Here is a 14,518-nt window from a genome sequence, read left to right on the forward strand (position 1 = left end):
TCCCTATCCTTCGATCCTGTAGTGATCGATAAAGTCTCGATCCGGTTCGACACCCAGTCCCGGGCCTGTCGGGATCATGACACGGCCGTTGTTGGCCTTGACCTGATTCTGAATTTCCAGCGGAACGGTCAGCAGATCGTCCCTAAACTTGTTGTCCGTGGTGTCAAACTCCAGCATCGGCTCCCATGGATGCAAACCGCCTGGAATTGCTGGCATGGCCGCCAGTAAATGCACATTAGTTGCGACGGCGATTGCGCTACCCCAGACGTGATTTACGACCGGAGTGAAATGTGCGTGGCATAGAGACAGTACCCTGAGATACTCTGAAATACCGCCCAAAGCGCATACTTCTGGCTGCGCTATGTCGATGCCGCGATTTTCAAGAAGATTGCGCCAGGCCCAACGATTGAAAACTGCCTCCCCGCCTGAGATGTTAACTTTAAGCGAAGTACGCAATTCGCGGTATCCGTCAATGTCTTCCGGCGCAACGGGTTCTTCGAACCAATATGCGTCCAGTTCTTCCAACGCCCGACCGACAAAAAATGCGTCCGAAGTCGTATAGGCATGGTTTGCATCGACCATAATAGGAAAGTCGTCTCCAACTCCGCGTCGAACTGCTTCGCACAGCTTCACATCAGGCTTCGGGCCAAAGCCCGTTTTCATCTTGGTGGCGGTAAATCCCATTGCCTTGATCTTTGCGGCTTCATCCTCAAAACGGCTGGCCAGATTGGAAATCGGTTCATCCCGGAGCATCATGCCGTAGCCGTAACAAGGAACGCTTGTGCGATGCGCGCCGCCGACAAGTTTATGGAGGGGTAGGCCAGAGATTTTGCCGGTGATATCCCAAAGTGCGATGTCCACCCCGGACAAAGCCTGTATTGGCATTCCGCTTTGGCCATGGTCTCGCAAAAGGTTGTACACCTTGTGCCAGATCACGTCTTTGTCCAAAGGGTCCAAGCCAAGGACCATTGGTTGGATTACCTTTTCCACGATGGACTTGTTGGCTATGGCTACGTTTCCGGGACCAAAGCACTCCCCCCAACCGGTTACTCCTTCATCTGTCTGAATCTCGACGAGATGGGTTGTGCGCTTGTCATAATACTGTTGCGAATAGCCCAGAACTTCCGGCATGTCGTACTGCAGTACGTGACTTATTATTCTGTTTATTTTCATTAATTTCGGAGCTCCGGAACCAAATCGGAGAGGCCGTCTGCGCGGCCTATCCGACAGTCGTCAATCAGCCGAAGCCCGATTATTCCATGGCGCCCAGATTGCGCAGGAATTCGATGTGGCTTGCCAGAAGCGCTTGTGCTTCGGGAGTGGTAGCAAAATCGGTCCACCCAACCTGAACTGCAGCGCGGTAGGCGGCCAGATCTTCTGGTGTCCATTCGTAAAGCTGGATACCCTTTGAACGCAGGTCTTTGGCGGTTTGCGCGTTCTGCACCTCGTTTATAGTCGCGTTATGCAGAGCCAAGCTATCCATTGCGACTTCTAAAATTTTCCGGTGATGGGCAGGCATCGCTTCCCAGACGTCCTTACGACATGCCAAATGGTCGGCCGGCATTGAGTGGAAGCCCGGATAGTTCGTATGTCCGGCAATTTCGTACAAGCCCAAACCCACGTTGTTAGTCAGGTTCGCTGCATCAGCGCCGTCAATAATACCAGTTTCCAAAGCAGTGAAAATTTCGTTGAAATCCATCACGATCGGAGAAGCACCTAGTTCGGCGAACACTTTGGTCGCCAAGCCGGGGGGGGAGCGGAACTTCCAGTCTTTAAAGTCTTCAACCTTGGCAATCGGCTTGGTCGAAGAAAGCGATTCAGGACCGGGAATCCACCACCCAACGAATTCCATGTCATAGCCATTGTACAGTTCGTTCAATGCATTGCGACCACCGCCATGGAGCAGCCAAGCCATCTGCTGATAGGGGTTTTGATATCCGCCAAGCAGGTCACCTGCGAATTGGAACGCCGGGTTTTTGCCGGTCTGGTAGCCACCACCAGTCATGTCGCAATCCAGAATACCTGTCGCTGCCGCGTCAAAAGTTTCAACCGATTTGACGACAGACGAAGAATAGAACATCTCGATTTCTATCTCGCCGTTGGACATTTCCGTGACATCTTCGATGAACTTTGCAGCCATTTGCCCGGACAACTGCTCGGGCGAGAAATGGGTTTGGATACGAAGTTTGGTCGTTTCGGCCATTGCGAAACCGGCTGCCATTGTTGTGGCTACGACCGCCAGGGCCGCTGTCTTGACTATTTTCATATTGTCCTCCCAGACGTTGAGCATTGCGCGGGGTAAGAGATCTTGCCGTCTCCCTTGCCGTTACACTGCTAGACGTTAAGCCGAAGAATCGAATGCAACAAGAATAAATTGAAATTACTAAAAATTTCGAGATTCTTGCAGTAAATCGAAAATAGGTATAGGACGCTAAATGGACAAAACTCGAAGGCGCATATTGGGATGAACGAAGAAGTCGATATTTATCAAAATCTTAAGATGCGTTTGATCTCGAACGGATTCGAGCATGGGGCCAAGGTGCGGGCCGAAGAGTTACGTAAAGAGTATGGTTGTTCTGCGAGTGCGGTTCGTGAGGTTCTGTTTCGGTTGGCTGCTGTTGGGCTGGTGGATTTTCAAGAGCAGAGGGGTTTTCGTGTTCCAAACCGTTCGCCTCAGAAACTGATAGAGTTAACCCACATCCGGGTCTTGCTGGAGGCCGAAGGTACCGCAATGTCGATACGCAACGGCGGGGTGGATTGGGAAGCAAGATTGACGGCCGCGCATCACAAACTCAGCCATATCGAAAAACGCATTCACGCCACAGACGACCCGAGCGGCCTTATCGAAATATGGTTTGCCTCGGAGAGGGAGTTTCACCAAACGCTTATTTCTGCCTGTGGCTCGGAAACCTTAAAACAAATGCATAGCCGAGTTTACGCGCAATTCAGACAGCAGTTGATGGTGGCAGATCGGAACTTTGAGTTCATTTCTCAAAACATAAGACACCATGCCGATATACTTGAAGCAGCATTGTCAGGGGATGAGCAGTTAACAAGAGAAAAAATTCACGATCATCTGAAACGCCACCTAACTGGAAAGACGATGGGTGACTAAAGCCGTAAATCGTCTTCCAAATACACCTGAATGATTTCGTCGAAGCTTGATTCCGCCTTGAACCCCAACTCCAGAGCGCGATCTGTTTGAAAGTCGCGCGGCCAACTCTTAACTATTCTTTCGATTGCCTCGTCGGGTTCTCGCCTAATTAAGCCCACTGCATCTTGACCGGCCACATCGTGCAGCGCTTCGATTTGTTCGGCGACGGTGCAACTTACGCCCGGCATGTTCAACGCGCGTCGATCATTCAAAAGCTGCGTGTCCATTGTTGCTGCGTGGGTCAAAAAAGTCGCAGCGGCGCGGGGGCTGGCGTGCCAGTGGCGAATAGTTTCGGCAACTGGCAAAACAGCCTCATTCCCATTCAAAGGCTCTCGGATTATACTTGAAAAGAAGGACGAAGCGGCAGCGTTGGCTTTGCCAGGGCGCACACACAAAGTGGGCAAGCGTAAGGAAATACCGTCGATATATCCTTTCCTGCTGAAATCTGTGATCATCAATTCAGACGCCGCTTTCTGCGCTCCGTAACTGGTCAAAGGTGCCGAGAGGAACTCATCGCTTATCTTTTCGGGGAATGGTGACCCGAAAACTGCTATGGATGAGGCAAAAACCAGACGAGGTGTGTACTCGCTTCCTGATGCCTCGTGTTCATCTTTGAGTGCGTTCAGCAGTGCCCACGTCGCCATAAGGTTAACATCCCAGCCCAACGCAAAGTCTTTCTCAGCTTGGCCTGAAACGATAGCTGCAAGGTGAAATATTACGTCCGGGTGTTGAGCTGCAACCGACTTGGCGATGCCTGACGCAGTCAAACTCCCCACAATTTGTTTGCCTGGCGCACTGTCGAGCGGAAACGAGAGGTCGAACAGTGAGAATTGGGCATCTGCTCCAAAAGTCTCTTGGGTCGAAATGCGATGGGCCAGTTTCTGGCCCAGCATTCCTCCCCCGCCTATGACAAGGATCCGCGTCACAGCATTCCATTCCGTTTTTTGAGTTCCAGATACAAAGCCGAATGATCCAGTTCGGCCCCATCCATTTCGTCTATCAGATATTCGAAACGATCGCGCACAGATTGGGTGCTAGGTAGCTCAACGCTCAGGCTTCGTGCCTCCTCTAGCGTGTTGTCCAAATCCTTTAATTGAAACTTAGATAAACCTCCGGGTACAAAATTTCCATCAGACATGCGTTCGCCATGTTGTTGTAAGATAATACTATCCGCAAAGCCCCCCTTCAGTGCGGCCCTCAACGCGGTGGGGTCTGCACCGCCTTGCTGAGCCAGTAGTGTCGCTTCGGCGACAGCCGATATTGTTACAGCGACAATTGTTTGATTGGCCAATTTGCACAATTGACCAGAACCACTTGGGCCTACATGCACAGGACGTCCCATTGCCGTCAGAACCGGCCGCACGCGCTCCAAAACGTCCTGATCGCCACCGACCATGATCGCTAGGGTGCCAGTTTCGGCACCTACGGTGCCACCGGAAACCGGGGCATCCAGATGCTGCACCCCCATCGAGGACAATTGCGCGGATTGCTCTCTGGCGTGTTCGGGTTTGGCGCTGGACATATCAATCCAGATCATCCCCGGATTGAGTTGTTCACGGAAAGCCTCGTCAGAAAGTAGCGCGCCGGTCGCGTAACCATCCGAGAGCATGGTTATTATTACATCTGTACCCGAAACCGCCACCGGGGCAGTTTCCGCCAATGTCGCGCCTTCTGCTGTTAACGGTTTTGCCTTTTCCAAGCTGCGGTTCCATACAGTGAGCGGAAATTCGGCGCGCAAAATATTCCTCGCCATTGGAGCACCCATCAGGCCGGTTCCCAACAGAGCCACTTTGAACTGTTTGCTTATCATCTACTGTCCTTCCGAAGGTGCGCCACGCATGGTTATGGCCAAACCAAAATCTCTGTCATACGCTAACGGCTCTCGGCCCACATGCCAGAAGTCGTTGCGAAACCGACAAGGTTTCTTTGCTTCTCGGTTGATCTGTGGAACGAAAAACACTTGTTCAGTTGCCACTTTAAGAGTCGGAATGTTTATATGTTAAAAAGGCTTAAGGGGAAGCACAGCCTAGCCATAACCGCCGCACAAGGGATCGGAATTGCAAGCACGATTGCATTGGCAAGAGAGGGTGCGAAAGTCTACGCGACGGACATAAACTCCGAAAATCTAAACTCGATTCGCGGTCAGATTCTCGAGAATTTCGAAAATTTCGAGATGGATGTGACGAATAATGACAGTATTCATCATGGGGCGCGCGAGCGAAGCCAGACGTTTTGTTCAACTGCGCCGGGTTTGTGCATCACAGAACTATCCTGGATGCAACCGATGAAGAATGGGATTTCGCCATGGACCTTAATGTTCGCTCAATGGTGCGCACGACAAAGGCTGTATTGCCGGGAATGCTAGAGCGCGGAGGAGGCTCGATAATCAATATGTCTTCCGCACTGGGTTCCATAATCGGTGCGCCAAATCGTTTTGTATATGGAACGACAAAGGCTGCTGTTGTTGGGCTGACGAAATCGGTAACCGTGGACTTCATAACGCAAGGAATTCGGTGCAATTGCATTTGTCCGGGAACAGTCGACAGTCCCAGTTGGCGTGACCGCGTGGATGCGTTGGGCGAACAACTGGGTAGCAGAGAAGAAGCCCTTGCACAATTTGTGGCGCGTCAGCCTATGGGGCGTGTAGCAAGAGCAGAAGAGATTGCTGCATTGGTCGTCTATCTGGCGAGCGATGAGAGTGCATTCACCACAGGACACACGCATATAATTGACGGGGGATGGTCAGGCCAATGACAAAAGTATCAAAGGACGATCTGCGATCTCGCAAGTGGTTCATGAATTCTGAGAACCTTGAGATGACCGCATTGTATCTAGAGAGATACCTGAATTACGGGTTGACTCGTGCAGAACTGCAATCAGGCAAACCGATCATCGGTATTGCTCAGACCGGCAGTGATTTGAGCCCCTGCAATCGGCATCATATCGAGTTGTCTAAACGCGTTCGCGACGGAATCATCGCCGCCGGGGGAACGTGCATCGAAATACCGGTCCACCCGATACAAGAGACCGGTAAACGGCCAACGGCCTCACTCGACCGCAATCTGGCTTATCTGTCCTTGGTTGAGAGTCTGTTCGGGTATCCAATTGATGGCGTTGTTCTGAACATTGGTTGCGACAAAACCACGCCCGCACTTCTTATGGCCGCTGCGACTGTCAACATCCCAGCGATTGCCCTGTCGGTCGGTCCCATGCTCAACGGTTGGTGGAAAGGTGAACGCGCCGGATCGGGCACGGTTATATGGAAAGCGCGCGAAGACCTTGCGGCTGATGAAATCGACACCGATGAGTTCATGGAAATCGCAGCCGCCGCAGCACCTTCGGTGGGTTATTGCAATACGATGGGAACAGCAACGACTATGAATTCGCTTGCTGAGGCTTTGGGTATGCAATTGCCCGGATCAGCAGCCATACCAGCCCCGTATAGAGAGCGCGGTCAAATCAGTTATGAAACGGGTAAACGCATTGTGGACATGGTCTGGGAGGATTTACGCCCCAGCGATGTGATGACACGTCAGGCCTTTGAGAATGCGATTGTTGTAAACTCGGCGATTGGCGGATCGACTAACGCGCCGATCCACCTGAATGCGATCGCCCGGCATCTTGGTGTTCCGTTGACCAACGATGACTGGCAGAAACATGGCCACGACGTTCCTCTGTTGGTCAACATGCAGCCTGCGGGTAAATATCTGGGCGAAGACTACCAACAGGCCGGGGGTGTTCCCGCCGTTGTAGGAGAGCTTCTTGATGCGGGATTGCTGCCGCATCCCGATGCGATAACAGTGAACGGCAAGACGATGGGCAATAATTGCTCGGCGCGCCGGTCTCAAAATCGCGAAGTAATCAAACCTGTCGGTAGCCCGGTTAAGCAACGGGCGGGGTTCATCAATCTCTCGGGTAACCTGTTCGAGAGTGCGATTATGAAAACATCTGTGATCTCACAGGCATTTCGAGAGGCCTACCTGTCGAACCCGGATGACCCTAATGCATTTGAGGGCAGGGCGGTAGTGTTTGATGGGCCTGAGGACTTTCACCATCGGATCGATGATCCCGCAGCAAACATCGACGCAAACTGTATTCTGATTATGCGCGGAGCAGGACCAAAAGGATACCCAGGTGCTGCAGAGGTCGTGAACATGCGTCCGCCCGCGTATTTGTTGAAACAAGGCATCGAAGCCCTTCCTTGCATCGGTGATGGACGGCAATCCGGAACATCAGGAAGCCCGTCTATCCTGAATGCTTCACCCGAAGCTGCGGAGGGTGGTGGGTTGGCCTTAGTGCGAAATGGTGACCGACTGCGCATCGATCTTGGCAAAGGCACAGCAGATATGCTGGTTTCGCTCGAAGAACTGCATGAACGCGCCCGCGATCTGGAGGCAAAGGGTGGGTACTCAATGCCGCCCAACCAATCCCCGTGGCAGGAAATTTTCCGCGAAAAAGTAGATCGGTTGGATCGCGGTATGACGCTCAAGGGGGCAGAAAACTACCACGATATCGCGCGAGGATTCATGCCACGCGACAATCACTAAAAGGAACAGAAATGAAACTTGTTCGTTACGGAGTTGAGGGCTCGGAAAAGCCTGCGTTGGTCGACGCTGAAGGCCAATTGCGGGATCTGTCCGCTCATATCATTGATATTACGGGGGATATGTTGGAGGACGGAACGCTTGATAACCTGCGCTCATTGGATCCGAACAACCTGCCAATTGTAGAGGGTGACCCTCGTATCGCACCGTGTGTCGGTGACATCGGTAAATTTCTTTGCATCGGTTTGAACTACTCGGACCATGCTGCAGAAACCGGCGCAGATATTCCCGAGCATCCGATACTTTTTTTCAAGGCTAACTCAGCGGTCATTGGGGCATATGACGAAGTTGTCATGCCGCGGGGATCTACACACACTGACTGGGAATGCGAACTGGGCGTCGTTATAGGTAAAACAGCCAAATACGTTTCCAAGGCCGACGCGCTCGAATACGTTGCTGGCTATTGCATCGTAAACGACGTGTCGGAAAGGCATTTTCAAACTCAACTGACCGGTCAATGGACCAAAGGCAAGTCTTGTGACACATTTGGCCCTACTGGCCCGTGGCTAGTGACCCGGGATGAGGTGCCGGATCCTCAAAGTCTTGGTATGTCATTGGATGTAAACGGTCAGCGCATGCAAACCGGGAATACTGCTACGATGATCTTTTCCGTTGCCGAGATCATTGAACATCTAAGCCAACTTTTCACACTGCATCCCGGTGACGTCATTTCAACCGGAACACCGCCCGGTGTTGGAATGGGGATCAAGCCGGAACCAGTTTACCTGAAAAAAGGCGACGTCATGGAGCTTCGCATCGATGGGCTTGGTGTTCAGCGGCAAGAGGTCGGCCAAGATGACTGACTTGTTGCAAATCGGAGGGATCACTGAACGGATGCGAGAACGCCTATCCGCAGTTTTCAATATTCATCAATTGGACGATTTCAGCGCGGATAGTATAACACATATCGTTACAAATGGGCATGATGGCGTTCCGCATGACCTGATGACATCACTCAGCAGTCTGAAGATGATCAGCGTCTATGGAGTCGGTTACGACGCCGTCGACGCAAATGCCGCGGCTGAGCGCGGGATTGTTGTGACGCACACACCCAATGTTTTGAACAAAGAAGTCGCAACCACCGCCGTTTTGCTGTTGCTGTCATGTTATCGAGAGCTCATCCGTGACGACGATTATGTTCGGTCCGGACGGTGGGAAGTTGAAGGTAATGCCCCTTTGACGCGATCAGCGGACAATCAAAGAATAGGCATTCTTGGTCTTGGTCGTATTGGTCAGGCGATCGTTGATAAGTTGGAGCCGTGGGCCCCTGAAATCTCTTATCACACCCGCAATCAAAAGGATGTCCCGTACCGATATTTCGAAAGTTTGGTTGAAATGGCAGAACATGTGGACGTCCTCATATGCATCACGCCCGGCGGCCCGTCGACCAATAGGCTGGTAAACGCTGAGGTGTTGCGCGCGTTGGGGGCAGGTGGCACTCTTATAAACGTTAGTCGAGGTTCGGTTGTCGACGAAACTGCCCTAATCAATGCATTGCAAAACGGTGAGCTCGGGTGGGCAGGGCTTGATGTTTTTGAGGACGAACCGCGCGTTCCAAAAGCATTGCGCGAGTTGTCCAATGTCGTTCTGCTCCCTCACGCTGGTAGCGCGACTATTGAGACGCGTGCAGCTATGGGTGACCTAACTGTCGACAATCTCCTGCAACACCTTAAGGACGGATCGGTGATCACAGCTGTGCCGGAATGCAGAGATTTGTAGAAGGCCAATCTGAACAGTGTTTGAGTTTGCCGTTGCGGTTTTCTTTCTGCTGATTACGCCTGGCCCAGGTGTTTTGACAACTGCGGGTATTGGATCATCATTTGGCTTTCGAGCCGGGCTCGCTTTTGTGGCCGGTTTGATGCTGGGCGGGTTTATCAACATGATGTTGGTTGTCTCTGGAGTCGCTGCAGTAGCTTTGGCTATACCGGTACTTAGAACTTTGCTGCTATTTGCCTCTGTCGGGTATTTGGGATTTCTCGCCTGGCGTATTGCAAGCGCTGGCTCAAAGGTCGGGTTTTCCCCCGCGGTCTCGCCACTTGGTTTTGCGAACGGGCTGACACTTCAGTTCATTAATCCCAAGGCTTACGTGGTCGGCACTGCATTGTTTTCAGGGTTTGCCTTTTTGCCCGATGCGCCCGTTTGGGAGGTCGTCATAAAAATCGTAGTATTCAATATGATTTGGGTGCCAGTGCACATGATCTGGCTGGGTGCTGGCGCAAAGCTGGGCAGCCTTGAATTAAGTGAGAGATCACATCAAAGGATCAACTTTGCGATGGCGGCTTCATTGATGGTTGTTGTGGTGATTGCTTTGGCGTCGGCGCTTTAAACGTAGCCTGCGTCAGTCGTACCTAGCAAACGGTTGAAAGACACAAATCAAAGTGACACCGTTATTCCGCCATCAACGTAGAGAGTATGTCCATTAACGAAACTGGATGCAGGGGAGGCAAGGAATATGGCGGCGCCTACAAGTTCTTCTACATTGCCCCAGCGACCGGCCGGGGTGCGTTTCTCGAGCCATGCACTGAACTCAGGGTCAGCAACCAGTGCGGCGTTCAAAGGTGTATCGAAATATCCAGGCGCAATGGCATTGCAGTTTAGACCATACTTAGCCCAATCAGTCGCCATTCCTTTTGTAAGGTTGGTCACGGCACCTTTTGTCGCCGTGTAAGGCGCAATACCTGGTCTTGCCAATGCGGATTGAACCGACGCAATGTTAATGATCTTGCCTGACTTTCTTTCAATCATGTGCCGTGCTACAGCCTGACCGACATGAAAGACGGACGCTACATTTGTCTGTAGGAGGTGCTCGAAGGCATCAGCGGGGAAATCCTGTAGCTCCGTCCTGTGCTGCATTCCGGCGTTGTTTATCAGGATGTCTATGGGGCCGACATTATCTTCAAAGTTGTCCACGGCAGATCGGACACCTTCATGATCGGTTGCATCGAACGAAAGTTCACGTATCGAGGCGCCTGTTTCGCTCAACTCGGATGCGGCTGCCGCTAGTTTCGTGGTGTCGCGCCCGTTCAAAACGACCTGCGCACCGGCGGCAGCCAAGCCACGAGCCAACGCAAATCCAATGCCTTGGCTAGAGCCTGTTACTAGTGCGCGTGTTCCCTCTAGGTTGAACATTTCAAGCGTCATGCAAAAACCCCTTGGTTGTCAGCACCGACTATCCGTATCTTTTGGCAATCTGTATAGGGAGTCTGTGCAATGTCTTCGGCCAGTGTTGCTGTTGTTATCCATGCCGCAAAAGATCTGAGGTTGGAAAACCGGGACGTACACGACGTGGGGCCAGACGAAGTCTTGATTGCCATGCGCGCGGGTGGGATTTGCGGCTCTGACCTGCATTATTATAACCACGGTGGTTTCGGTGCGATCAAGTTGCGTCAGCCGATGGTGCTAGGACATGAAGTCGCCGGGGAAATCTTGAAAGTCGGGTCAAGTGTGCAGGGGCTGCACTTAGGCCAACTGGTTGCAGTTTCTCCATCCCGCCCTTGCCAAGCCTGCATTTATTGTCTGAACGGGCAGCAAAACCACTGTCTTGATATGAAGTTCTATGGCAGCGCGATGCCGTTCCCGCATATCCAAGGCGCTTTTCAAAGCAAACTCGTGGCGAAAGCCAGTCAATGCGTTCCGGCAGATGGGTTGAGCCCTGCGCAGGCCGCTATGGCCGAACCTCTGGCGGTCTGTTTGCACGCGATTAAACAAGCTGGGAGCCTCTTGGGTAAAACGGTACTTATCACGGGATGCGGTCCGATCGGCTGCCTCACGATCTTGGCGGTACGTCGTTTTGGGGCGGCCAGAATAGTGGCGACGGACATCTCGGACCAAACCCTCGCTCTGGCGCGTGAAAGCGGGGCAGACGATGTCATCAACATCTACACCGATCCGCAAAAACTGGAGCAGTTTGAAAAGGACAAGGGCCAGGTTGATGTCCAACTGGAGTGTTCCGGGGCTCAATCGGCTCTGGCTTCTGGCGTCGCATGCTTGAGGCCGGGTGGAACATTGGTTCAGCTTGGTCTGGGCGGAGATATGACAGTGCCGATGCAGGCATTGACTGCAAAAGAGATAGTGCTCCGCGGGTCTTTCCGTTTCCATTCCGAGTTCTCAGTCGCGGTCGAGATGATGCGAAGCGGACTAATAAACGTCGACCAGTTGGTGACGCATTCCTTCGAAGTTGGCGAGGCTGTCACTGCCTTTGAGGTCGCGTCTGATCGAAGCCAATCAATGAAGGTGCAGTTAACGTTTCCGGAAAATGACGATGGATAGACGAATGCGCGATATTGCAAAGACTTATGAAAGAGACGGTTTCGTAGCTCCGCTGGATATCCTGACAGCTTCGGAGGTCCAAACGCTGCGCGATGATTTTGAGAAAGCAGAGTGCATTCTCAGAGACGACCCAGAGAAACTCAAGCTTCTATATTCTTATCCGGACAGGCTGATACCGTCATTCGATGCACTTCTTCGCCATCCGAAGCTGATTGAGGCTGCTTCAACAGTGTTGGGGCCGGACCTCATGGTTTGGAGCGGTGCACTTTTCGTAAAAGAAGCGCGATCATCGAAGATAGTCTCGTGGCACCAAGACTTGACCTATTGGGGTTTGGATGATGCTGAAGAGGTAACCTGTTGGGTTGCGATTTCAGAAGCGTCTGAGCAAAGCGGGTGTATGAGGTTTGTTCCTGGCAGCCATAAAAGCCGTATCGTGCCTCACGTGGACACCTTCAGCGAAAACAATCTTTTGTCACGTGGGCAGGAAATCGCAGTCGATGTGAACGAAAAAGATGCAGTTGCTGCGGAATTGCGTGCAGGGCAGGCATCCATGCATCACGGGCATCTCTTTCACGCATCAGGGCCCAATAACACAGACGATAGACGCATTGGTGCGGCGTTGCGTTTCATAAAGCCCTCAATGAAACAGCAAAACGGAGTGAAAACTTTGGTTGCGCTAGTCGCAGGGCGAGATGATTTTGGGCATTTTTTAGTTGCGTCCTCCCCTCAGGGCTTTTTGAATGAGAACGATTTCGTTTTGTGTCAAAGGGATGCAGATCGCAAGAAACAAATACTCTTCGCCGGAGTGTAAAGACTCCCTTCCCGAGCTCAGACCCATTGCTATTTCGACCGGGAAGCCGACCTGAAATCGCGAAAACTAGTAGACAATTAAAAGTTATTATAGTCGCTAAGCTTTTCTTCCACTGGGTGAAAAGTTGCAGAGGAAGTCTACGGCAGGTTCGAAATCAAACTAGTCATCAAAAACTCAAAATGTTTTTTGTTTAATTCTCAATTTGCGATAGTTGCGCTTAGCGCCTCTTCCTTTGTTTTGACCTTTTCGGTCGCTTCGCTCCAATATGAACCACTTTTTTTGTCAATGTGGTTTTCCAATACTTCGAAAGCCCAGTGGAAATCATCCTGCTTCACTGACTTGACTAGTTCAATGTGCTGCTCGTGGGATCTCGACATATGCCTAGGGTGGCGACCTAGCCTGTTGCGCACGGCTGAAACTTTCAAGGCTATTGTCTGATAGGCGTCGTTGAGGAATCTATTGTTCGCGCAGTCGAATATACACTGGTGGAAAATAGTGTCCTGTCGAAGATATTCCGTATCATTTCCAGAATCTCTTGCCAGATTCATTTCTTTAACACATTTGTCCAGTTCGGCGTGCAGCCTCTTGCTGTCGGTTTGCATAGCGTATTTTAACGCCGCGGTTTCAAGGCAAACTCGCGCATCGATTAGTTTATCGAGTTCGTCAGGTTCAAGGTCAAATACGAATGATCCACGTTGGGGTTCGACGACCAATAATCCTTCCATTTCAAGTCTGTTGATCGCTTCACGTACCGGCGTTCGACTTACTTCCAGTTCTTTGGAAATTTTAGCCTCTGAAAGCTGTTCACCTAGATCGAACTCGCCACTTAAAATGCGTTCTTTCAGGTTTTCAGCCACTAACTCGGTTAATGATTTCGGGCGGTTGAATAGAGCCATTTCGTTTCCTCTATCAGGACTGTAACAACCGAGACATTGGCATTCAATGTGTTAGGGTCAGGACCCAATGATTATCGAGGGGGTCTTGTCAGAAGGGTCTTGTCAGAAGAACTTGGGTTGAGGCGGGCAGGGGGCTTTCGTAGCCTCTGGGGATGAAAAGACGATCACCATTCAAATACTTCAAAACCAGTCCCGAGATCTTCCGCCTTGCAGTGATGCTGTACATCCGTTTCCCGCTCTCTCTTCGGAATGTCGAAGATCTGCTTCATGAGCGAGGCATCGATGTCAGCCGCGAAGCTGTCCGATATTGGTGGAACAGGTTCGGGCCGATGTTTGCCGCTGAGATCAGGCGAAAGCGTGTTCAGCAGCTGCGCGCGTTCTCCAAATGGAAGTGGCACGCGGATGAGGTTTTTGTGAAGGTAAATGGCAAGCGGCTTTATCTTTGGCGGGCCGTTGATCACGAAGGTGAGGTGCTGGAAGCCGTTGTCACCAAACGTCGAAACAAAGATGCAGCACTGAAATTCCTCAAGAAATTGATGAAGCGGCATGGTTGCGCCGAAGAGATCGTCACGGATCGCTTCGCATCCTATAAGGCTGCGCTCAGACAATTGGGTGCACTCGAAAAACAGCAGACGGGCAGGTGGCTCAACAACCGCGTCGAGAATTCGCACCTGCCGTTTCGACGAAGCGAACGCGCCATGCAGCGTTTCAGGCGCATGCGAAGTTTACAGAAATTCGCCGCCGTCCATTCCTCCGTCTACAACCACTTAAACCAGGAAAGATC

14 protein-coding genes and 1 pseudogene are annotated in these 14,518 nt (G+C 51.7%); 9 read left to right on the forward strand and 6 right to left on the reverse strand.

All coding sequences use genetic code 11. The annotated features are described in order from the left end of the window. Positions 1–3 precede the first annotated feature (3 nt). Entirely contained in the window at positions 4–1,173 is a 1,170-nt protein-coding gene (locus tag GOW98_RS21370; RefSeq protein WP_170335852.1) for a mandelate racemase/muconate lactonizing enzyme family protein, read from the reverse strand. A 79-nt stretch (positions 1,174–1,252) separates the two neighbouring features. Then, positions 1,253–2,266, reverse strand: coding sequence for a TRAP transporter substrate-binding protein (locus tag GOW98_RS21375; protein WP_170335854.1), 1,014 nt, complete (start codon positions 2,264–2,266; stop codon positions 1,253–1,255). A gap of 198 nt (positions 2,267–2,464) precedes the next feature. Between GOW98_RS21375 and GOW98_RS21380 the strand changes: the two genes are divergently transcribed. Further along, a complete protein-coding gene (locus GOW98_RS21380; protein ID WP_170335856.1) occupies positions 2,465–3,115 on the forward strand; it encodes a GntR family transcriptional regulator in 651 nt (216 codons plus the stop codon). Here GOW98_RS21380 and denD read toward each other — a convergent pair. Both denD and GOW98_RS21390 read right to left on the reverse strand, forming a co-directional pair. Then, the gene (gene denD / locus GOW98_RS21385; protein WP_217359680.1) at positions 3,112–4,047 is read right to left on the reverse strand and encodes a D-erythronate dehydrogenase; all 936 of its coding nucleotides are present in this window, start codon (positions 4,045–4,047) and stop codon (positions 3,112–3,114) included. The genes GOW98_RS21380 and denD overlap by 4 nt on opposite strands. A 29-nt stretch (positions 4,048–4,076) precedes the next feature. Next, a complete protein-coding gene (locus GOW98_RS21390; protein WP_170335860.1) occupies positions 4,077–4,964 on the reverse strand; it encodes an NAD(P)-dependent oxidoreductase in 888 nt (295 codons plus the stop codon). Between the two features lie 186 nt (positions 4,965–5,150). Between GOW98_RS21390 and GOW98_RS21395 the strand changes: the two are divergent. The 5 genes and pseudogenes from GOW98_RS21395 to GOW98_RS21415 all read left to right on the forward strand — a co-directional run bounded on the left by GOW98_RS21395 (position 5,151) and on the right by GOW98_RS21415 (position 10,084). After that, positions 5,151–5,908, forward strand: a pseudogene (locus GOW98_RS21395) (SDR family oxidoreductase). Then, a complete protein-coding gene (locus GOW98_RS21400) occupies positions 5,905–7,701 on the forward strand; it encodes an IlvD/Edd family dehydratase (RefSeq protein ID WP_170335861.1) in 1,797 nt (598 codons plus the stop codon). The pseudogene GOW98_RS21395 and the gene GOW98_RS21400 overlap by 4 nt, the downstream one beginning before the upstream one ends. 11 nt (positions 7,702–7,712) lie before the next feature. Beyond that, positions 7,713–8,561 (forward strand): fumarylacetoacetate hydrolase family protein, encoded by an 849-nt coding sequence (locus tag GOW98_RS21405; protein WP_170335863.1) that lies wholly within the window; start codon positions 7,713–7,715, stop codon positions 8,559–8,561. After that, positions 8,554–9,477 (forward strand): 2-hydroxyacid dehydrogenase, encoded by a 924-nt coding sequence (locus GOW98_RS21410; protein WP_170335865.1) that lies wholly within the window; start codon positions 8,554–8,556, stop codon positions 9,475–9,477. The genes GOW98_RS21405 and GOW98_RS21410 overlap by 8 nt, the downstream gene beginning before the upstream one ends. 16 nt (positions 9,478–9,493) lie before the next feature. Next, the gene (locus GOW98_RS21415) at positions 9,494–10,084 is read left to right on the forward strand and encodes a LysE family translocator (RefSeq protein ID WP_170335867.1); all 591 of its coding nucleotides are present in this window, start codon (positions 9,494–9,496) and stop codon (positions 10,082–10,084) included. Positions 10,085–10,131: 47 nt separating this feature from the next. Here GOW98_RS21415 and GOW98_RS21420 read toward each other — a convergent pair whose 3' ends face one another. After that, positions 10,132–10,899, reverse strand: a complete 768-nt coding sequence (locus GOW98_RS21420; RefSeq protein ID WP_170335869.1) for an SDR family oxidoreductase — start codon at positions 10,897–10,899, stop codon at positions 10,132–10,134. A 69-nt stretch (positions 10,900–10,968) separates the two neighbouring features. Here GOW98_RS21420 and GOW98_RS21425 point away from each other — a divergent pair, with 69 nt between their 5' ends. Then, positions 10,969–12,027 carry an L-idonate 5-dehydrogenase gene (locus GOW98_RS21425; protein WP_170335872.1) on the forward strand — a complete coding sequence of 353 codons (1,059 nt, stop codon included), beginning with the start codon at positions 10,969–10,971 and terminating at the stop codon, positions 12,025–12,027. Positions 12,028–12,031: 4 nt separating this feature from the next. Continuing rightward, positions 12,032–12,838, forward strand: coding sequence for a phytanoyl-CoA dioxygenase family protein (locus GOW98_RS21430; RefSeq protein WP_254438108.1), 807 nt, complete (start codon positions 12,032–12,034; stop codon positions 12,836–12,838). A gap of 197 nt (positions 12,839–13,035) precedes the next feature. Here the strand turns inward: GOW98_RS21430 and GOW98_RS21435 are convergent, their stop codons facing one another. After that, positions 13,036–13,734, reverse strand: coding sequence for a GntR family transcriptional regulator (locus GOW98_RS21435; RefSeq protein ID WP_170335876.1), 699 nt, complete (start codon positions 13,732–13,734; stop codon positions 13,036–13,038). Positions 13,735–13,886: 152 nt separating this feature from the next. Here GOW98_RS21435 and GOW98_RS21440 point away from each other — a divergent pair. After that, on the forward strand, positions 13,887–14,518 hold a 632-nt coding region (locus tag GOW98_RS21440; RefSeq protein ID WP_170335878.1), incomplete at its 3' end, for an IS6 family transposase.

It is taken from the genome of Ruegeria arenilitoris (genome assembly GCF_013032445.1).
GTDB classification, from domain to species: Bacteria; Pseudomonadota; Alphaproteobacteria; order Rhodobacterales; family Rhodobacteraceae; genus Ruegeria; species Ruegeria arenilitoris_F.